The sequence below is a fragment of the Streptomyces sp. NPDC057438 genome (assembly GCF_042802995.1).
Lineage (GTDB): Bacteria > Actinomycetota > Actinomycetes > Streptomycetales > Streptomycetaceae > Streptomyces.
Map to the genome: position 1 here is coordinate 1 of NZ_JBHVDD010000068.1, position 18,273 is coordinate 18,273.

The 18,273-nt window shown below is 71.8% G+C and carries 16 protein-coding genes and 1 riboswitch; of the genes, 4 read left to right on the forward strand and 12 right to left on the reverse strand.

Going from position 1 to position 18,273, the window contains the following annotated elements:
• Positions 1–74: 74 nt before the first annotated feature.
• Entirely contained in the window at positions 75–1,460 is a 1,386-nt protein-coding gene (locus ACFU5F_RS29665) for a peptidase C39 family protein (protein ID WP_383893682.1), read from the reverse strand.
• Between the two features lie 173 nt (positions 1,461–1,633).
• Here ACFU5F_RS29665 and ACFU5F_RS29670 point away from each other — a divergent pair, with 173 nt between their 5' ends.
• Together ACFU5F_RS29670 and ACFU5F_RS29675 are read left to right on the forward strand one after the other, a co-directional pair.
• Positions 1,634–2,287, forward strand: a complete 654-nt coding sequence (locus ACFU5F_RS29670; RefSeq protein WP_383893685.1) for a uridine kinase — start codon at positions 1,634–1,636, stop codon at positions 2,285–2,287.
• 435 nt (positions 2,288–2,722) lie between these two features.
• Positions 2,723–4,597, forward strand: a complete 1,875-nt coding sequence (locus ACFU5F_RS29675; protein WP_383893688.1) for an AAA family ATPase — start codon at positions 2,723–2,725, stop codon at positions 4,595–4,597.
• A 195-nt stretch (positions 4,598–4,792) separates the two neighbouring features.
• On the opposite strand, the gene ACFU5F_RS29680 is transcribed toward ACFU5F_RS29675, so the two are convergent.
• From ACFU5F_RS29680 to ACFU5F_RS29725, 10 genes are all read right to left on the reverse strand, one after another.
• Positions 4,793–5,881, reverse strand: a complete 1,089-nt coding sequence (locus ACFU5F_RS29680) for a hemolysin family protein (RefSeq protein ID WP_383893690.1) — start codon at positions 5,879–5,881, stop codon at positions 4,793–4,795.
• On the reverse strand, positions 5,878–7,221 hold the full coding sequence (locus ACFU5F_RS29685) for a hemolysin family protein (protein WP_383893692.1): 1,344 nt from the start codon (positions 7,219–7,221) through the stop codon (positions 5,878–5,880). Before ACFU5F_RS29685 ends, ACFU5F_RS29680 begins: the two co-directional genes overlap by 4 nt.
• 270 nt (positions 7,222–7,491) lie before the next feature.
• Positions 7,492–7,956 carry a PH domain-containing protein gene (locus ACFU5F_RS29690; protein ID WP_383893695.1) on the reverse strand — a complete coding sequence of 155 codons (465 nt, stop codon included), beginning with the start codon at positions 7,954–7,956 and terminating at the stop codon, positions 7,492–7,494.
• A 20-nt stretch (positions 7,957–7,976) separates the two neighbouring features.
• A complete protein-coding gene (gene hisG / locus ACFU5F_RS29695) occupies positions 7,977–8,852 on the reverse strand; it encodes an ATP phosphoribosyltransferase (RefSeq protein ID WP_383893698.1) in 876 nt (291 codons plus the stop codon).
• A gap of 50 nt (positions 8,853–8,902) precedes the next feature.
• Entirely contained in the window at positions 8,903–9,175 is a 273-nt protein-coding gene (locus ACFU5F_RS29700) for a phosphoribosyl-ATP diphosphatase (RefSeq protein ID WP_013005073.1), read from the reverse strand.
• A gap of 33 nt (positions 9,176–9,208) precedes the next feature.
• Entirely contained in the window at positions 9,209–9,694 is a 486-nt protein-coding gene (ribH, locus tag ACFU5F_RS29705; protein ID WP_319364495.1) for a 6,7-dimethyl-8-ribityllumazine synthase, read from the reverse strand.
• A gap of 75 nt (positions 9,695–9,769) precedes the next feature.
• Entirely contained in the window at positions 9,770–11,059 is a 1,290-nt protein-coding gene (locus tag ACFU5F_RS29710; RefSeq protein WP_383893701.1) for a bifunctional 3,4-dihydroxy-2-butanone-4-phosphate synthase/GTP cyclohydrolase II, read from the reverse strand.
• Complete coding sequence (locus ACFU5F_RS29715) at positions 11,056–11,688, reverse strand: nicotinamide riboside transporter PnuC (protein WP_383893704.1); 633 nt, start codon at positions 11,686–11,688, stop codon at positions 11,056–11,058. The genes ACFU5F_RS29710 and ACFU5F_RS29715 overlap by 4 nt, the downstream gene beginning before the upstream one ends.
• Positions 11,685–12,317, reverse strand: a complete 633-nt coding sequence (locus tag ACFU5F_RS29720) for a riboflavin synthase (RefSeq protein ID WP_383893707.1) — start codon at positions 12,315–12,317, stop codon at positions 11,685–11,687. The genes ACFU5F_RS29715 and ACFU5F_RS29720 overlap by 4 nt, the downstream gene beginning before the upstream one ends.
• A gap of 155 nt (positions 12,318–12,472) precedes the next feature.
• Positions 12,473–12,603: riboswitch (FMN riboswitch) on the reverse strand.
• Between the two features lie 380 nt (positions 12,604–12,983).
• On the reverse strand, positions 12,984–14,219 hold the full coding sequence (locus tag ACFU5F_RS29725; RefSeq protein WP_383893710.1) for an ROK family transcriptional regulator: 1,236 nt from the start codon (positions 14,217–14,219) through the stop codon (positions 12,984–12,986).
• A 217-nt stretch (positions 14,220–14,436) separates the two neighbouring features.
• On the opposite strand from ACFU5F_RS29725, the gene ACFU5F_RS29730 reads away from it, so the two are divergent.
• Both ACFU5F_RS29730 and ACFU5F_RS29735 read left to right on the forward strand, forming a co-directional pair.
• Positions 14,437–15,648: an MFS transporter gene (locus tag ACFU5F_RS29730; RefSeq protein WP_383893712.1), complete on the forward strand. Its 1,212-nt coding sequence runs from the start codon at positions 14,437–14,439 to the stop codon at positions 15,646–15,648.
• 165 nt (positions 15,649–15,813) lie between these two features.
• Complete coding sequence (locus ACFU5F_RS29735) at positions 15,814–16,545, forward strand: DUF5995 family protein (RefSeq protein ID WP_383893715.1); 732 nt, start codon at positions 15,814–15,816, stop codon at positions 16,543–16,545.
• Here ACFU5F_RS29735 and ACFU5F_RS29740 read toward each other — a convergent pair.
• Entirely contained in the window at positions 16,542–18,239 is a 1,698-nt protein-coding gene (locus tag ACFU5F_RS29740) for a flavin monoamine oxidase family protein (RefSeq protein WP_383893718.1), read from the reverse strand. The two genes, ACFU5F_RS29735 and ACFU5F_RS29740, sit on opposite strands and share 4 nt — an antisense overlap.
• Between the last annotated feature and the right edge of the window lie 34 nt (positions 18,240–18,273).

Here is an 18,273-nt window from a genome sequence, read left to right on the forward strand (position 1 = left end):
CCCGGAGGCCACGCCACGTCAGCACGTCAGCACGTCAGCACGTCAGCGGGGCACGCCCGTGCCGCACGCCCGTGTCAGCAGACGCCGACCGCCTCGAGCGCCGCGAGCTGGCGGGGCGTGGGCCGCGCCGGGAAGTACAGGTAGCAGATGCCGCCCGTGCCGGAGGCGACCTTGCCGGCGGCGTTGTACCGCTTGGTCCGCAACCAGATGTTTTCCCACTCACGCCGCCGGTAGACGCGGCGCACCGCCTCGTTGGTCGGCGAATTCGGGTCGTTGGCGACGACGTCGCCGTCGGCGGTGAAGCCGATCACCGTCATGAGGTGCCCGGCCGTGCCGTACCCCGCGCCCGTCAGCTCCGAGGCGAGGAAGGACTGGGAGGTGATCGCCGGAATGCCCGCCGCGATCAGCGTCTCCAGGTCCGTGAGCGAGCCCAGCCGGGTCACCACTCCCTGCATGTCCTTGTAGGTGGCGGCGTACGCCGCGTTGAAGGGCCAGTTGCCACAGCCCTCGTACTGGTAGTCGAAGGTGAACCGCGCAGCGTGGCACACCTGCGGGTCCGCGTACGCCGGGTTCACCCAGGCCAGGTCCGCGGCGCTGGGCTTCCGGCCCCAGAACTCTATGATCATCTGCGAGGAGGTGGGGCTGCACCAGGCCTCGCCACCGTTGTCGTACTCGGGGTACTGGCCCTTGTGGGTCTCCTGGGAGTAGCGCGGGACGTTCAGCTCCCGCGCGACGCCGGGGACGGAGGCCGGAACGGTGAAGCGGTCCGGGACGTCGGAACCCATCGCGCCGAGCCGCCACACCGTGGGCGTGAGCCGGGTGCCGGGCGTGCGGTGGAGGGTCAGCCGCAGCCGGTAGGAGGCGAGACGCAGCCCGGTGGCGGGGTCGTCGATGGCGAAGGTGTCGGTCCAGACGGTGCTCCGGCCGTCCTCCTGCCCGTCCACGGAGGTGCGCCTGATGTCCTGGTCGCCGGACGCCCACCGGCCCAGCACGTACCAGGGCGTGTCCGTGCCGTCGGAGTACGTGCCGCGCAGCTCGATCCCGATCCAGGTGCCGGCCGGGGTGCTCGCGTTCCAGGACGCGATCACCTCGGTCGCGGGCACGGTGAGCCGGTGGACCGGGGAGGTCCAGGTCGCGTACTCCCAGGTGGCCGTCCGCCCGGTGTGCGGGTCGGTGTGGTCGAGCGTGCCGAGCGGAGTCCCGACCACCAGACCCGGGCGTTCTCCCGCCTTGGCCCGGGTGCCCCCGTGACTGCCGGAGCGCCAGTCGGTGTAGGTGGTCCAGGCGTGGTAGTCGGACAGGCGTTCCGGTACTGGTGCGCGGTGGGCGAGGGCTTCGCCCCGGCCGCTCGTGGTGTCGGCCACCGCCTGCCCCGGCGATCCGCCCGCCGCGGCGGTGGCGGCGACGGTGACGGCTGCGGTCAGGACGGTTCTGCGGGACGGCTCGGAAAGGCTCGTCATCTGCGGGAGACCCCCAGTGATCTCTGAAGGAACGGTTCAGACGCACGGCTGTTCGCCCACTATGGACGGCGGGCGACGGCTTCTGCCAGCACCTCGCGCCTCGCCACGCCCGCCAATATTGGTCGACACCACTGGCATGGCCCGGAGCTCGCGCCACGGTGTTGAATCCGGGTATGCACGCCTCCCCCGCGCCCATGGACCCGGCCGTCGCGGCCCTCGCCGCCCGGCTGCGCCGGCTGCCGCCCTCCTGCGGGCCGGTCCGGCTGGTCGGGGTCGACGGCCACGCCGGCTCCGGGAAGAGCACCTTCGCCGGGCTGCTGGCCGACGCGCTCGACGGCGCCCCGGTGCTGCACCTCGACGACGTCGCCACGCACGAGGAACTCTTCTCCTGGACCGGGCGCCTGCTGGAGCAGGTGATCGAGCCGTTCCGGCACGGCCGGAGCGCACGGTGCGCCCCGTACGACTGGCGTGCGCGCGCGTTCGGCCCCGCGCGCGTCCTGCCGCCCGCGCCCGTGATCGCCGTCGAGGGGGTGGGCGCCGGCCGACGTGCCCTGCGGCCGCACCTCGCGGCACTGCTGTGGATGGAGTACCCGCAGGAGGCGGCCTGGGCGCGTGGGCAGGCGCGGGACGGGGCGGAGCAGAGCGAGTTCTGGGCCGGCTGGGTCCGGGCGGAACGCCGGCACTTCGCGGAGGACCCTTCTCGGCCGTTCGCCGATCTGCTGATTCGGCCGGGAGACACGGGGTACGAGGTGCTGCCGGGACCTGCGACGACTCCCGGATCGGGACCGTCCCTCACTGAGGGTGACGGACCATCCGCAATGTGCTGAACCTGTGAAGAGGGCTGTCCGAGAAGTGCCCCGAGAGCCCCAACTCGGCTTGACCCAGGGGCCGTACAGGTCTTACGTTCTCAATGTGCGGTCGTCGACGACTGCCCGAAAACGCGAAGCCCCCGGTTGTTCCCCCGTGATCGGGGGCTTCGTTCTGCCCATTTCCGGCTCCACCGGAACGCTTGGGGGCACGATTCCTTCACCCTCGGTCACCGTCCGCGACGCGCCCCGCGCGCTCCCACCTCCCCGGACGAGCACTGCGGCACCCTTCGAAGGGCGACCGACCCGCAGGTACGATGCCCAAGGTGTGACCTTCGGACGGCTGCAGCAACGCTCCGGCGCAACTCCCGTCCGCTGCACAGCGGTTCGACGAAGGCTGCCGACGGGCACCGGCCCGCTCGGTTACCAACGGGGGCACGGTTTGTGGGGGACGTGATGGACTTCGGCTCGCGGGGCCCCGAGGCACCGGCCGACCTCGCCTGGCTGCGAGGCGTGGACGCCTACACGATGGGCGCCTATCCGCAGGCGGAGGAGGAGTTCCGCGCCGCGGTGCGGATGGATCCGGGGATGGCCGACGGCTGGCTCGGACTGCACGCGCTGCGTGTGGACACGACGACCGCGCTGCTGCGGATGTTCCGGCACCGGGAACGCTTCGGGGAGCAGCGCACCCGGCACCGGCGCACGCTCAACTCCTGGTACTGGCTGGGCTGGTGGGTGCAGCCGGTGCTGGAGAGCCCGCGCGATCTGCTCCTCGCGCACGCCTCCCACTGGCTGGACGGGCGCCATGTGCCCGAGCTGGACCGGGCGCTCGCGGGGCTGCCGCCGGTCGACGCGGACCACCAGGTGCGCTTCCTGCACGCCTGCCGGGCCTATCTCGTCAAGGACTGGGAGCAGTTGGTCCGGCACACCGATCCACTGCTCGACGATCCGCTGCTGGGGATCGAGGCGGGCCTGTTCGGCGGGATGGCCCGGGTCCGGCTGGAGACGTACGGACAGGCCGAGCCGCTGCTCTCCGCCGCGCTGATGCGCTGCCGCAGCGAGCAGCCGCAGCGCAAGGAGCTGCGCTACTGGCTGGCGCGCGCCCACGAGGGCACCGGGCGCAGCGCGGCCGCGCTCCCCCTGTACCGGGCCGTGCACCGGGTCGACCCCGCCTTCATGGACACCTCGGCGCGGCTGGCGGCCATCGCCGAGGGCGACGGTTACGAGGACGACGCGAGCGACTTCGCGGCGATCGCGCTCGCCGGGATCGGACAGGACGTCCTCGACGGCGACGGGCTGGAGCCGTTCTTCGACCCCGAGGGCCGGGACCTGAAGGTCTCCGATCCCGGGCTCCCGCCGTCGGGCGGGCTGCCGCCCGAGGCCGGCGACACCTTCGTACGGGAGAAGTCCGTGGTGCCGGTGGAGCCGCTGTCGCTGCCGGCCGGGCCGACGGATCCGGAGCTGCTGGAGGAGGCGCTCGCGGAGTTGGAGCGGATGGTCGGCCTGGAGCCGGTGAAGCGGCAGGTCAAGGCGTTGTCCGCGCAGCTGAACATGGCACGGCTGCGGGCGGGCCAGGGGTTGCCGGTCCAACCGCCCAAGCGGCACTTCGTCTTCTCCGGGCCGTCCGGGACCGGGAAGACGACCGTGGCGCGAATACTGGGCCGGGTCTTCTACGCGCTCGGGCTGCTCGGCGGCGACCATCTCGTCGAGGCGCAGCGGGCGGACCTCGTGGGCGAGTACCTCGGGCAGACGGCCGTGAAGGCCAACGAGCTGATCGACTCGGCGATCGGCGGCGTGCTGTTCGTGGACGAGGCGTACTCCCTGTCCAACTCCGGGTACGGCAAGGGCGACGCGTACGGCGACGAGGCACTGCAGGTGCTGCTGAAGCGGGCCGAGGACAACCGGGACCACCTGGTCGTGATCCTGGCCGGCTATCCGGAGGGCATGGACCGGCTGCTGGCCGCGAATCCCGGGCTGTCCTCCCGGTTCACGACCCGGGTCGACTTCCCCTCCTACCGCCCGCTGGAGCTGACCTCCATCGGAGAGGTGCTCGCGGCGGAGAACGGGGACGTGTGGGACGAGGAGGCCCTCGACGAGCTGCGGTCGGTCTCCGGGCACGTCGTCGACCAGGGGTGGATCGACGAGCTGGGGAACGGGCGGTTCCTGCGGACGCTGTACGAGAAGAGTTGCGCGTACCGGGATCTGCGGCTGTCGGGGTATCCGACGATTCCGACGCGGGACGATCTGTCGACGCTTCGGTTGCCGGACTTGATGCAGGCGTACGGGGAGGTCCTGTCGGGGCGGGGGCCCGGGGAGCCTTCGGCCATGTGAGCCGTTCTCGCCCCCGCCGCCCCAGCCCGTCCGCGGGTCCGGTGGGGCTTCTCGCGCAGTTCCCCGCGCCCGTATTCAGGGGCGCGGGGAACCGCGCGAACGGGGTCCGGGGCGGAGCCCCGAGTCTTCGACACGGGGGCCGAAGGGGCGCGCAGCCCCTGGAGGTGGGACGGGTAGGGGCGGCGGGGGCGTGAATCAGGTGGCGAGGGCCTGCTTCGGAGGCTCGCTAAGCCTTGGCTCTGTCACGCGGGCCGGCTGGACCTCGCGGTGGGCCGGGTCGCGGACCTCGCCGACCAGGAGCTCCAGGACGTCCTCCAGAGCGGCCAGACCGAGCACCTTCCCGGACGCGTCCGCCACCTGTGCCAGATGGGTGGCCGCCCGCCGCATGACCGTCAGCGCGTCGTCCAGCGGGAGTTCCGCGCGGAGGGTGGTCATGGGGCGCCAGATCTGCTGCGGGACGGCGCGGTCGGAGTCCTCCAGATCGAGGACGTCCTTGACGTGCAGATAGCGGCCCATGAAGGCGCCGTTCTCCGCGATCACCGGGAAGCGGGAGTAGCCCGTACGGGCGGTCAGGGCCACGACCTGGGCGGGGGTCACCGAAGGGCCCACCGTCACCAGGGAGTCGCGCCTGAGCAGGACGTCCGTCACCGGGCGCGAGCCCAGCTCCAGCGCGTCCTCCAGGCGTTCCTGCTCCTCGGGGTCGAGCAGCCCTGCCTGGCCGGAGTCCTCGACCAGCCGTACCAGCTGGACGCTGGTGAAGACGGCTTCGACCTCGTCCTTGGGCTCGACGTGGAACAGCTTGAGCACCAGACGGGCACAGGCGCCGAGGCCGGCCGTGACCGGCCTGCACAGCCGCGCGAAGGCCACCAGAGCCGGGCTCAGCCACAGGGCCGTCCTCTCCGGCGCCGCCATCGCCAGGTTCTTCGGCAGCATCTCGCCGATGACCAGGTGCAGGAAGACGACGACGGCGAGCGCGATCACATAGCCCAGCGGATGGATCATGCCGTGCGGCAGCCGGACCGCCTCGAAGACGGGCTCCAGCAGCTTCGCCACCGTCGGCTCGGCCACCGCGCCCAGCGTCAGCGAGCAGACGGTGATGCCGAACTGGGCCGCCGCCATCATCTGCGGCAGGTTCTCCAGGCCGTACAGGACCTGGCGGGCCCGGGTGGTCCCGAGCGGTTCGATCTGGCTGCGGCGGACGGAGACCAGGGCGAACTCGGCGCCGACGAAGAAGCCGTTGGCGAGCACGAGGAGCAGGGCGAACAGGAGTTGGAGCAGGCTCATCGGGCCGCCTCCGCGAGCGGGGCGGTGTCCGTGGCGGCCGCGGTGCGCACGAGGCGTACGCGCTCGGCCCGGTAGTGCCCGACCTGCCGTACCGCGAGGCGCCAGCCGGGCAGTTCGGCCCTGTCGCCGGGCGCGGGGATCCGGCCGAGGAGGTCGGCGACGAGACCGGCGACCGTCTCGTACGGGCCCTCCGGGACGTCGAGGCCGATGCGCTGGAGCACGTCCACCCGGCAGCTGCCGTCGGCGTCCCAGGCGAGCCGGCCGTCCTCGGGCGGGGCGGCGGCGAGTTCGGGCCCCTCGTGCCCGTCGTGCTCGTCGCGGACCTCGCCGACCAGTTCCTCGACGATGTCCTCCAGGGTCACCACCCCGGCCGTGCCGCCGTACTCGTCGACGACGACGGCGATGGGCTGCTCGCTGCGCAGTCGGGCCAGCAGCGGCTGCACCGGCAGCGACTCCGGGACCAGCAGCGGGGCCTTGGCGATACGGCCGACCGGGGTGTGCAGCCGTTCGTGGGCCGGGATCGCGAGGGCGTCCTTGAGGTGGGCCATGCCGACGATCTCGTCGATCCGCTCCCGGTAGACGGGGAAGCGGGAGAGGCCGGTGGCCCGGGTCAGGTTGACCACGTCCTCGGCGGTGGCCGACGACTGCAGGGCACTGACCTTCACCCGCGGCGTCATCACGTTCTCCGCGGTCAGCTCGCCCAGGGAGAGGGTGCGGACGAAGAGATCGGCCGTGTCCTGCTCCAGGGCGCCGGCCTGGGCCGAGTGCCGGGCGAGGGAGACCAGCTCGCCGGGGGTCCGGGCGGAGGCGAGCTCGTCGGTGGGCTCGACGCCGAAGGCGCGGACCAGCCGGTTGGCGACCGCGTTGAGCCCGGCGATCACCGGGCGGAAGAGGCGGGAGAAGACGTGCTGTGGGCCCGCGACGAAGCGGGCGACCTGCATCGGCTTCGACACCGCCCAGTTCTTGGGCACCAGCTCGCCGATCACCATCTGCACGGCGGAGGCCAGCAGCATGCCGACGACCACGGCGATCCCGGAGACCGCGCCTGCGGGTATGCCGAGGGCGGTGAAGGGGCCGTGGAGTATCTCCGCGAGCGCCGGCTCGGCGAGCATGCCGACGACGAGGGAGGTGATGGTGATGCCGAGCTGGGTGCCGGAGAGCTGGAACGACAGCTCCCTGAGCGCGCCCACCACCTTGTGGGCCCGGCGGTCGCCCTCGGCGGCGGCCTTCTCGGCCTCCGCCCGTTCGACCGTCACGAGGCCGAACTCGGCGGCCACGAAGAAGCCGTTGGCGAGGATCAGCAGGAACGCGGCTCCGAGGAGCAACAGGGGGATGATCATGCCGCCGCCTCGATAGGCCGGGAGGGGGCGGCGCAGGTACTACAGGACGATCCGTCCATCGCTGGAAGGAGTCACTCCTCGAACTAGCAGGGAGCCCCTGCCTTCCGGGGACGGAGCGGCAGAGGCGGAGGCGTGACGAAAACGCCTCCGCCAACAGATTAATCAAGACAGGGGCCGCTGCGGCAGGGGCGGCGGCCCCGAGTCGTCCCTGATCTTGCTCCGGAACGTCCCCGAGGCGCGCTCGCGCCGGGCCCCCATGCCGGGGCCCGGTCAGTCCCCGCGCTGATCGGGCTCGGTGACCGACCTGGCCTCCACCAGGGCCCGGAGGGTCCGGGCGTCCTCGATGGCGCGCTGCTTGGCGATGCCGGGCTGGATACCGAGGGCGGGCAGGCTGGTGCCGTCGGTGAGGTCGAGGAAGACCCAGGGGTCACCGACCCGCAGGTTCACCTGCACGATCTCCGCCCAGCCCAACTGCCGCCTGGCGGTGATGTTGACCACGGTCACCCCGGACTCGTCGGCCACCACCCGGGGCCGGGAGAGCAGGCCGAGCACTCCGGCGAGGAGGGCCGCCGTGAAGACGAAGCTGAGGCGCTCCCCCGGACCGAGTGTCGGCAGGAGCAGTGCGACCACCGTGATGACCACGAAGATCGCGCCCGCCGCGGTCAGCAGCACGGCACGGGTGCGGCCCGGCCGAAAAGTGACCGGCAGGACGGGGAGGACGGACTGGTCCGGCATGGTGTACGACTCCCCGGCCGTCAGAGTCGGCAGGCGTGGATGGCGGTGGTCAGGATGGCCCGGGCGCCGATGTCGTACAGATCGTCCATGATCCGCTGGGCCTCCTTGGCCGGAACCATGGCGCGCACGGCGACCCAGCCCTCGTTGTGCAGCGGCGACACGGTCGGGGACTCCAGGCCCGGCGTGAGGGCGACGGCCTTCTCCAACTGCTCGACGCGGCAGTCGTAGTCCATCATCACGTAGGTCCGGGCGACGAGGACGCCCTGGAGGCGGCGCAGGAACTGCTGCACCTTGGGCTCGTTCTCCGAGTTCTCCGGGTCCTCCGCGGACGTGCCGGCGCCGACGCGGCGGATGACGACGGCCTCGGACTTCATGATCGGCTCGCCGAACACCTCCAGGCCGGCGTTGCGCAGGGAGGTGCCGGTCTCGACGACGTCGGCGATGACCTCGGCGACACCCAGCTCGATGGCGGTCTCCACGGCGCCGTCGAGGTGGACCACGGAGGCGTCGATCCCGTGGTCCGTGAGGTGGCCGGCGACGATGCCCTCGTAGGAGGTGGCGACCGTCTTGCCCTTGAGGTCGGCGACGCCGTTCGCCGTTCCCGGCTTGGCGGCGAAGCGGAAGGTGGAGCGGGCGAAGCCGAGCGGGAGGATCTCCTCGGCGTTGGCGCCGGAGTCGATCAGCAGGTCCCGGCCGGTGATGCCGATGTCGAGGCGGCCGGAGGAGACGTAGATCGCGATGTCGCGCGGTCGGAGGTAGAAGAACTCGACCTCGTTGACCGGGTCGACGATCCGCAGCTCCTTGGACTCCCGGCGCTGCTGGTAGCCCGCCTCATGCAGCATCTCCCCCGCAGGTCCGGACAGGGAACCCTTGTTGGGGACGGCGATGCGCAGCATGAGGCGAGCTTCCTTCGTTCGTTCGTTCGGGAGGGGGTGTGCGGTGCGGTTCAGAGGTGGGCGTACACGTCGTCCAGGGAGATGCCGCGGGCGACCATCATCACCTGGACGTGGTACAGCAGCTGCGAGATCTCCTCGGCGGCTGCTTCCTTGCCCTCGTACTCGGCGGCCATCCAGACCTCGGCGGCCTCCTCGACGACCTTCTTGCCGATGGTATGGACGCCCTTCTCGACCAGTTCAGCGGTGCGGGAAGTGGCGGGGTCGCCGGTGGCGGCCTTGTGCTGGAGCTCGGCGAACAGCTCCTCGAACGTCTTCTTGGACATGGTGAGCTCAGCCTACGCGCAACCGCCCCTGCCTCAGCGCCAGGGTTCAGATACTGAGCGGAGGATGGTCGCGGTCGCCACCGCCGCCGTCACCGCCTCGTGGCCCTTGTCCTCGTTCGAGCCCTCGATGCCCGCGCGGTCCAGGGCCTGCTCCTCGGTGTCGCAGGTCAGTACGCCCATGCCGACGGGGACGCCGGTGTCGACGGAGACCTGGGTGAGGCCCTGGGTGACGCCCTGGCACACGTACTCGAAGTGGGGGGTGCCGCCGCGGATGACGACGCCGAGGGCGACGATGGCGTCGTAGCCGCGGCCCGCGAGGACCTTGGCGACGACCGGGAGTTCCCAGCTGCCGGGGACCCGCAGCAGGGTCGGCTCGTCGATGCCCAGGTCGTGCAGGGCGCGCAGGGCGCCTTCGACGAGGCCGTCCATCACCTTCTCGTGCCACTGGGCCGCGATGACCGCGACGCGCAGGTCGCCGCAGTTGCGTACGGACAGTTCGGGTGCGCCCTTGCCGCTCACGTTGCTCCTTGGTTCCTGTGATTCCTGGGACTGCTGTTCCCTGGATCTTGCCGCTGGTGCTGCTGGTCGCCGGTGTTACTGGTTGCCGCAGGTGGACGCCGTCGCGGTGTCCAGCCAGGGCAGGTCGTGACCCATCCGGTCGCGCTTGGTGCGCAGATAGCGGAGGTTGTGCTCGCCCGCGCGGACCGGCATCGGTTCGCGGTCGGTGACGCGGAGGCCGTGCCGGACGAGGGCGTCGGTCTTCTCGGGGTTGTTGGTCATCAGGCGCAGGCCGCGTACGCCCAGGTCCACCAGGATCTGCGCGCCCGCGCCGTAGTCCCGGGCGTCGGCGGGCAAGCCCAGCTCCAGGTTGGCGTCGAGGGTGTCGCGGCCGAGTTCCTGCAGTTCGTACGCGCGCAGCTTGGACAGCAGCCCGATGCCGCGGCCCTCATGACCGCGCAGGTAGACGACGACGCCCCGGCCCTCGGCGGCGATGCGTTCGAGGGAGGTCTGCAGCTGGGGGCCGCAGTCGCAGCGCAGCGAGTGGAAGATGTCGCCGGTGAGGCATTCGGAGTGCACGCGGACCAGGACGTCCTCGCCGTCGCCGATCTCGCCGTGGACGAGGGCGACGTGCTCGACGCCGTCGACGGTGGAGCGGTACCCGTACGCCGTGAAGTCGCCGAAGGCCGTGGGGAGCCGGGTCTTGGCCTCGCGCCGGACGGTGGGCTCGGCGGAGCGGCGGTAGGCGATGAGGTCCTCGATGGAGATGATCGTCAGGCCGTGCTTGCGGGCGAACGGGATCAGCTCGGGCAGGCGCAGCATCCGGCCGTCCTCGCCGGCGATCTCGACGATCGCCCCGGCCGGTCGCAGACCGGCGAGACGGGCGAGGTCGACGGCGGCCTCGGTGTGGCCGTCGCGCACCAGCACCCCGCCGGTGCGGGCGCGCAGCGGGAAGATGTGGCCGGGGCGGACGAAGTCGCCGGGCTCGGCGGTGCCGCTCGCCAGGAGTTGCAGGGTGGTGGCGCGGTCGGAGGCGGAGATGCCGGTGGTGACGCCGTGCTGGGGGGCCGCGTCGACCGTGACGGTGAAGGCGGTGCGCATGGACTCGGTGTTCTGCTGCACCATCTGCGGCAGTTCGAGCCGGTCCAGTTCGTCGCCCTCCATGGGGGCGCAGATCATGCCCCGGCACTCACTCATCATGAAGGCGATGATCTCGGGGGTGGCCTTCTCCGCGGCGATGACGAGGTCGCCCTCGTTCTCGCGGTCCTCGTCGTCGACGACGACGACCGGGCGGCCCGCAGCGATGTCGGCGATGGCCTGCTCGACGGGGTCGAGCGCGAAGTTCTCGATGTCGCTGGTGCTGTAGAGGATCGGCGCCGTGGTCATGCCGGAGCTCCTTCCAGGAGGGGCTTGCGGGAGCGCAGCCACCAGTCGCGCATGCCCCACAGGACGAGCGCGCCGTAGATGATGTAGACGAAACCGGAGAAGGCGTAGCCGTTGGCGAAGTTGAGCGGGACGCCCACCAGGTCGACCAGCAGCCAGGCGAACCAGAACTCGACCATGCCGCGTGCCTGGGCGTACATGGCGACGATGGTGCCGGTGAAGATGTACGCGTCCGGCCAGGGGTCCCAGGACAGGGTGGGGAACGCGGTGAAGAGGCCGCCGACGGCGAGGGTGCCGAGCACGGCGCCGGCGATCAGCCCGCCGCGCTCGCGCCAGGTGGCGAAGCGGGGGGTGATGGCGCCGTCCGCGGACTGTCCCTTCGTACGGTTCCACTGCCACCAGCCGTACGCGGCGACGGCCATGACGATGACCTGCTTGCCGGCGCTGCCGGTCAGATGGCCGACGAAGGCGCCGAAGAGGACGAGGCCGGAGAGGAACTGCACGGGCCAGTTCCACAGGGAGCGGACGGCACCGAGGGCGAGGGCTATCAGACCGAGGATGTTGCCGATCATGTCCGACCAGAGGATCTGCTGGCCGAAGGCGGTGAAGGCGACGGTGTTCAGCGCGTTCACCGCTGCTCCCCGTGGATCCCGATGCCCTGGGTGTCCGTGCCCCGCGCGCCGAGCAGGCGCTCGACGTACTTGGCGATGACGTCGACCTCCAGGTTGACCGGGTCACCGGGCTGCTTGCGGCCGAGCGTGGTCAGGCCGAGGGTGGTCGGGATGAGGCTCACCGTGAAGTGGTCGGGGCTGGCGTCGACGACGGTGAGGCTGATGCCGTCGACGGTGATGGAACCCTTCTCGACGACGTACCGGGTGAGGTCCGCGGGGAGCGAGATCTTGACGATCTCCCAGTTCTCGGACGGCTTGCGCTCGATGACCTCGCCCGTGCCGTCGACGTGGCCCTGGACGATGTGCCCGCCGAGGCGGTCACCGACGGCCATGGGGCGTTCGAGGTTGACGCGGGAGCCGACGGTGAGGGCGCCGAGGCTGGAGCGCTGCAGGCTCTCCGCCATGACGTCGGCGGTGAACCAGTCGTCCTCGTGCTCCACGACCGTGAGACAGACGCCGTTGACGGCGATGGAGTCGCCGTGGCGCGCGCCCTCGGTGACGACGGGGCCGCGCAGACGGAAGCGGGAGGAGTCGCCGAGCTTCTCGACGGCGGTGACCTCACCCAGCTCTTCGACGATTCCGGTGAACACTTCCCGGGTCCTCCTGCCTCGTAGGGCACGGACTCCGGGGCTGTCGAAGACGACAGACATGAGCGGACAGCGGCACAGGGAGCGACGCCGTGTGAAGACCCACCCCTGTCGGGACAGGCCAAAAACAGACGGCGGCGCGCACGAATGCCCGCCCGCCGCGCACTGCCTCCCATCCGGACTTTAACCGTCGGTCCAGGAATTTCACCTGGTCAACCGGCCGCTGGAAGCGACCGGGTCGCGGACTATAACCGCCGGTTCGGACTTTCACCGACCCCGGAGTGCGCTGCTTCTGGTACAGAGCCAGTGTGCCACGCCCAGTGATCCCCCATGCGGGTGAGAACTGTGGGGTGGCTCACAGGCCGTGTCGCTGGACTTCTTCGGTGACACCTGAATCACTCCGCCCCTCCCTGACCGGGAGTCAACTTCCGTGTCGGCGATCCCACTCGCAGGGGGCGCGATCCATTGACCGGCTTGGTCTAGTCCTTTTAAAGTCTGCGTTCGTGGTACCCGCCCGGTACGGCCCGGCGACGGTGACGACGGCCCTTGCCCCGTCGCCGGGCCCCTCGGCCGTTTCCCGGCGACGGGAACCCACCTCCGACGGGACACACGGCCCGCACGGCCCGCCGAAGCAGGCCGGAGCAGGCCGGAGCAGGCCGGGGAAGGTCCTCACCGGGCCTGCGGTGCGAACAGCTCGTCCTGTGCGACCTCGCGGGCCCTGAGCAGCGCGCCGTGCAGCACCGCGGCCCCGCCGAGCCCGCTCGCCCGCACCTCGGTCGGCAACGGCGACATCACCGCCAGTCGCCGCCCCACCCTGACGGCCAGTTCCTCCCCGCCGGCCTGCCCGACCTCGCCCCCGAGCACCACACGGCCGGGGTCGAGCACCGCGACGACGGAGGCCACGCCGAGCGCGACACGGTCGGCCAGGGCGTCCAGGAAGGACGCACGGGGATCGGCCCGGCGCGCCGACAGGCCACGCCCGGCCGCCGGGGCGGTGGTTCCGCTCGACGGGAGCCCGGCCGCCGCCCGTACCAGCGTCGCCGCGTACGGTTCGCCCGCCACGGCCTCGGCGGTGAGACCGTGGGCCTCGGCCAGGGCCGTCACCGCCGCCGCGCCGGCCAGGGAGTGGAAGCCGCCCTCGCAGTCGGTGGCCGAGGGGACCGTGGCTGTGCCGGGGACCGGGAGGAAGCCGATCTCGCCCGTGCCGCCGGAGGCACCCCGGCGGAGGTGGCCGTCGAGGACGACGGCGGCGCCGGTGCCGAGGCCGAGCCAGAGCAGGACGAAGGTGTCGCGGTCGCGGGCGGCGCCGTCCCGCTGCTCGGCGAGAGCGGCGAGGTTGGTCTCGTTCTCGACGAGGACGCGGGCCGGGAGCCGCTCGCCGAGGGCGGCGACCAGGCGGCGGTGCCACGCGGGGAGACCGCTGGAGTCGCGGAGTTCGCCCGTGGCCGGGTCGATGAGGCCGGGGGCGCCGATCGCCACCGTGTGCAGCCGGTCGGCGCCGGCCTCCTTCGCGGCGCGCTCCACCAGGGCGACCGCCTGCTCCACGGCGGGCCCCGTGCCGCTGTCGTCCGCGATCGGGACCGACGCCCGCGCCAGCTCCGTACCGAGCAGGTCGGCGACGACGACGGTGACGCCCTCGGTGCGCACATCGAGGGCGGCGAGGTGCGCGCGGTCCGCGACGATGCCGTGGACGCGGGCGTTGGGCCCGCGCCGCTGCTCCCCCGACTCCCCCACGACAGCGATCAGCCCGGCGGCCGTGAGGCGCTCCACGAGATCGGCGACCGTGGGCCGGGACAGGCCGGTGAGCTGCTTCAACTGCCCTGCCGTCAGCGGCCCTTCCTGCTGCAGCAGCCGCAGGGCGAGCCGGTCGTTGATGGCTCGGGCGGTGCTGGGTGATGCGGGCATGCCGGGATCCTCCCAGATCTGCGGCGCCGCACGGCCGGTGGCCTCGGGACCGCTCCCTATCTATCAGGCAGGGTTCCTGATAGTTTACTGCGCGCGACGAGCGGGGTGGGTGCGGGGGATCGGGGAACCGGGAGTTCGACAGCCACCAGGGCAAACGCGCCGCTCGGGCGCCGTGCGTGCGGCGGCTCGGCGCATCGGGGCACAGGGAGGCGGAGGCATGGGCGTGGTGGTCTACGAGCAGCGCGAGGTGAGGCGGGCGCGGTACGCCGTGGCGGCCGTGTTCGCCGTGCACGGCGCCGTCACCGGCTCGTTCGCGACGCGCGTGCCGTGGATCCAGGACCACGCGGGGGTCAGCGCGGGCCAGCTGGGCCTCGCCCTGGCCTTTCCGGCGATCGGCGCTTCGCTGGCGATGCCGCTCGCGGGCCGGATCAGCCACCGTTTCGGCGCCCGGACGGCGCTGCGCGGGCTGATCTCCCTGTGGACGCTCGCCCTGGTCCTGCCGTCCCTGTCGCCGAACCTCTGGACGCTCTGCTTCGCGCTGTTCGTGTACGGCTCGTCGGCGGGCATGGCGGACGTGGCGATGAACGCGCTCGGCGTCGAGGTCGAGAACCGTATCGGCAAGTCGATCATGTCGGGTCTGCACGGCATGTGGAGTGTGGGCGCCCTCGTGGGCTCGGCGGCCGGCACCCTCGCCGCCCACCTGGGCTCGGACGCCCGGCTGCACCACGGGCTGGCGGCTGCCACGCTCACCCTCCTCGGTCTGGTCGCCTGCCAGTGGGTGCTGGACCTCAGGCCCACCGAGGACGAGGAGCCGCCGCCCCGGTTCGCGCTGCCGCCCAAGTCGGCCCTGCTGATCGGCGCGGTCGGGTTCTGCGCGGTGTTCGCGGAAGGGGCGGCGCTGGACTGGTCGGCGGTCTATCTGCGGGACCAGCTGGAGGCGTCGGCCGGGCTCGCGGCCGCGTGCACCACCGGTTTCATGCTGACCATGGCGGTGGCCCGGCTCGCGGGCGACGCCGTGGTCAACCGTTTCGGCGCCGTCCGCACGGTACGGGTGAGCGGTGTCCTGGCCGTGCTCGGCGGGGTCCTGATCGTCGTCTCGGACCAGCCGGCGGTCGCGATGGGCGGCTTCGCCCTGATGGGCCTCGGCATCGCGGTCGTCGTCCCGCTCTGCTTCGCCGCGGCCGGCCGCAGCGGGCCGAACGCCAGTCTGGCGATCGCGGGCGTCGCGACCATCACGTACACCTCCGGACTGATCGCGCCGAGCGCGATCGGCGGTCTGGCGGAACTGACCAGCCTGGCCGTGTCGTTCGGCCTGGTCACCGCGCTGGCGTGCGGGCTGGTCGCCTTCGCGGGGGTGCTGCGGACCAGTGACCGGGACCGTCCCCGGGTCACCCGCACGGACGCGGCGGTCCTCGACCCGAAGCCCTGACGCGGACACCCGGCCCCCGAGGCCGATGCGCTGTTGCGCCCCTGCCGTCGAGGACGCCGCCACAGCGGACTTCGCCGCCCCGTCGGCGCGCCGCGTTACCCCGTTCCGGGGACGCGCCGGGCACGGCGGCGGCGGAGGCGGGCCGGGCCTGGGACCCTGCCCCCTATGGCGCAGTCGGAACAGGTCACCCGTCCCGTGGGCTCCCCGGACTCCGTGGACACGGTCGTCTCCCGTATGCGCGCCCTGGGGGCGGTCCTCCCCGAGCGGGACGGGATCGCCGTCTTCAACCGGGTCTACCTCACCGTCACGGAGGACATCGGCCGACGGCTGGACTCCGGTCACTTCCCGGACGCGCAGGCCGCGGTCACCTTGGACGTGCTCTTCGCCGAGCGGTACCTGCGGGTCGCCGAGGGTGAGCACGCCCCCGCCTGCTGGCGGCCGTTGCTGCAGTTCCGGCGCCATCCCGGCGTACGGCCGCTGCAGTTCGCGCTGTGCGGCATCAACGCGCACATCGGACACGACCTCGCGCTGGCCGTCGTGGACACCTGCCGCACGCTCGGCTGCGAACCCTCCGATCTGGAGGACGAGTTCGAGCACGTGGGGGATGTCCTCGTGGCGCTGGAGGAGCGCGTGCGCGAGGAGCTGATGCCCGGCCCGGACCTGCTCCAGCTCGCCGATCCGCTCACCCATCTGCTCGGTGCGTGGAGCCTGGAACGCGCCCGCGAGGCCACCTGGTCGGCGGCGCGCGCCCTGTGGGCGCTGCGCGGGCTCCCCGATCTCGCCGAGGAGTCCGCCCGGAGCCTGGACGCGGCGGTGGGCCTGACGGGCCGCATGCTGCTGACCCCGCTGCCGGACTGCCCGTACCCGGGCGCCTTCGGCAGGGCCCTGGGGCCCTAGTCCTCCGGGAGTTCAACGGGCGCGATCTCGTCGTAGACGTCCCCGGGCCCGGGGTTGGTGGCGTCGGTGGTGCCGCCGAAGTGGTGCATGACGCCCCAGACCGCGTTGAGCGCGGTCTGGATCGCGCCCTCGGCCCAGCCGGCCGTCCAGGAGATGTCGTCGCCGGCGAGGAAGATGCCCCGCTTGTCCTCGGGCAGCCGGTCCTGCATGAAGTGCGTGAACAGGCGCCGCTGGTAGCGGTAGTGGCCGGGCAGGTTCGCCTTGAAGGCGCCCATGAAGTAGGGCTCGTTCTCCCAGGAGACGGTCACCGGGCTGCCGATGACATGACTGCGGATGTCGACCTTCGGGTAGATCTCGCCGAGCGACTTCAGCATGACCTCCATCCGCTCGTTCGCGGACAGCGGCAGCCACTTGAGGCTGTCGTCGCACCAGGTGTAGGAGAGGCAGATGACGGCGGGCCTGTCCGGGCCGTCGTCGAGGAGGTAGGTCCCGCGCGTCATGCGGTCGGTGAGCGTCATCGACATGACGTCCCGGCCGGTGTCCTCGTCCTTGTCCAGCCAGAACGGCCGGTCGACCGGCACGAACAGCTTGCTGGACTCCATGTAGTGGGTCCGCTCGATCGCCGTCCAGTGGTCGATCGGGAAGAGCGAGTCGTCGCAGGCGATCTTCGACAGCAGCATCCAGGACTGGGCGGTGAAGATCGCCGCCCGGTAGGTGCGGATGTCGCCGTTCGCGTCCGTGACGGTGATCCGGTTGCCGGCGGTCCGGTGCAGCCGGGTCACGGCGGGCCGCGGCTCGCCGTCGACGTGCAGGGACTTCAGGGACGTCCCGTACGGCCAGTGCACGATCTTCTTCGGCTCACGCTCCCAGAGCCGCAGCGGGAGTTGCTGGCTGCCGCCGACGATGCCGCGGTGGTGGTCGTCGGCCTCGGTGTAGACGACCCGCAGGATCTCCAGGATCGAGTTCGGGAAGTCGGTGTCCCAGCCGCCCGTGCCGAAGCCGACCTGGCCGAAGATCTCGCGGTGCCGGAAGGACCTGAAGGCCTCGGATGCGCAGAGGAACCCGTAGAAGGTCTGGTTGTCGAGCCGCTCGACGAGCTTCGACCAGATCTCCCGGATGCGCGGCACGTCGCGCTCGCGCAGGGCCCGGTTCATGTCGGAGAAGTCGGCGCCCTCTTCGAGGCAGGCGTTCCAGGCGGCGGCGACGTCCCGGTAGACCTGCGGCAGGTCGTCGATCGTCTCGGCGTAGTGGGACTCGCCCTTGAGGTCGACGACGGTCGAGGGCGTGGCCTCGGCGAGGGGGTTGGGGAAGGGGCGGGTCTCCAGACCTGCCAGATCGATGTAGTGCTGGAGCGCGGTGGAGGACGGCGGGAAGCGCATCGCCCCCATCTCGGCGGTGAGCGAGGGGTCGCACCCGTCGAATCCGACGGTCCGCAGGCGCCCGCCGATCCGGTCGGCCTCGTACACGACCGGCTTGAGCCCCATCTTCATCAGCTCGTACGCCGCCACGATGCCGGACAGCCCGCCGCCGATGACCGCGACCTCGGTGCCGTGCTCGGTGGCCGGGATCTGGCCGAGCCCGGCCGGATGGGCCAGGAAGTCGTCGTACGCGTACGGGAAGTCCGGGCCGAACATGGTGATCGGCGGCTGCTGCTCGTCTGCGTGCTCGATGGCGTTGGGCACGGTGGACGTCATGGGGTACGGACTCCTAGCGGAAAGGGGTGTGCGG

What these genes read in the sequence shown, in the direction of transcription:
- ACFU5F_RS29665 (WP_383893682.1), bottom strand. Translation starts at nt 1,460, where the DNA reads ATGACGAGCCTTTCCGAGCCGTCCCGCAGAACCGTCCTGACCGCAGCC.
- ACFU5F_RS29670 (WP_383893685.1), top strand. Translation starts at nt 1,634, where the DNA reads ATGCACGCCTCCCCCGCGCCCATGGACCCGGCCGTCGCGGCCCTCGCC.
- ACFU5F_RS29675 (WP_383893688.1), top strand. Translation starts at nt 2,723, where the DNA reads ATGGACTTCGGCTCGCGGGGCCCCGAGGCACCGGCCGACCTCGCCTGG.
- ACFU5F_RS29680 (WP_383893690.1), bottom strand. Translation starts at nt 5,881, where the DNA reads ATGAGCCTGCTCCAACTCCTGTTCGCCCTGCTCCTCGTGCTCGCCAAC.
- ACFU5F_RS29685 (WP_383893692.1), bottom strand. Translation starts at nt 7,221, where the DNA reads ATGATCATCCCCCTGTTGCTCCTCGGAGCCGCGTTCCTGCTGATCCTC.
- ACFU5F_RS29690 (WP_383893695.1), bottom strand. Translation starts at nt 7,956, where the DNA reads ATGCCGGACCAGTCCGTCCTCCCCGTCCTGCCGGTCACTTTTCGGCCG.
- hisG (WP_383893698.1), bottom strand. Translation starts at nt 8,852, where the DNA reads ATGCTGCGCATCGCCGTCCCCAACAAGGGTTCCCTGTCCGGACCTGCG.
- ACFU5F_RS29700 (WP_013005073.1), bottom strand. Translation starts at nt 9,175, where the DNA reads ATGTCCAAGAAGACGTTCGAGGAGCTGTTCGCCGAGCTCCAGCACAAG.
- ACFU5F_RS29710 (WP_383893701.1), bottom strand. Translation starts at nt 11,059, where the DNA reads ATGACCACGGCGCCGATCCTCTACAGCACCAGCGACATCGAGAACTTC.
- ACFU5F_RS29725 (WP_383893710.1), bottom strand. Translation starts at nt 14,219, where the DNA reads ATGCCCGCATCACCCAGCACCGCCCGAGCCATCAACGACCGGCTCGCC.
- ACFU5F_RS29730 (WP_383893712.1), top strand. Translation starts at nt 14,437, where the DNA reads ATGGGCGTGGTGGTCTACGAGCAGCGCGAGGTGAGGCGGGCGCGGTAC.
- ACFU5F_RS29735 (WP_383893715.1), top strand. Translation starts at nt 15,814, where the DNA reads ATGGCGCAGTCGGAACAGGTCACCCGTCCCGTGGGCTCCCCGGACTCC.
- ACFU5F_RS29740 (WP_383893718.1), bottom strand. Translation starts at nt 18,239, where the DNA reads ATGACGTCCACCGTGCCCAACGCCATCGAGCACGCAGACGAGCAGCAG.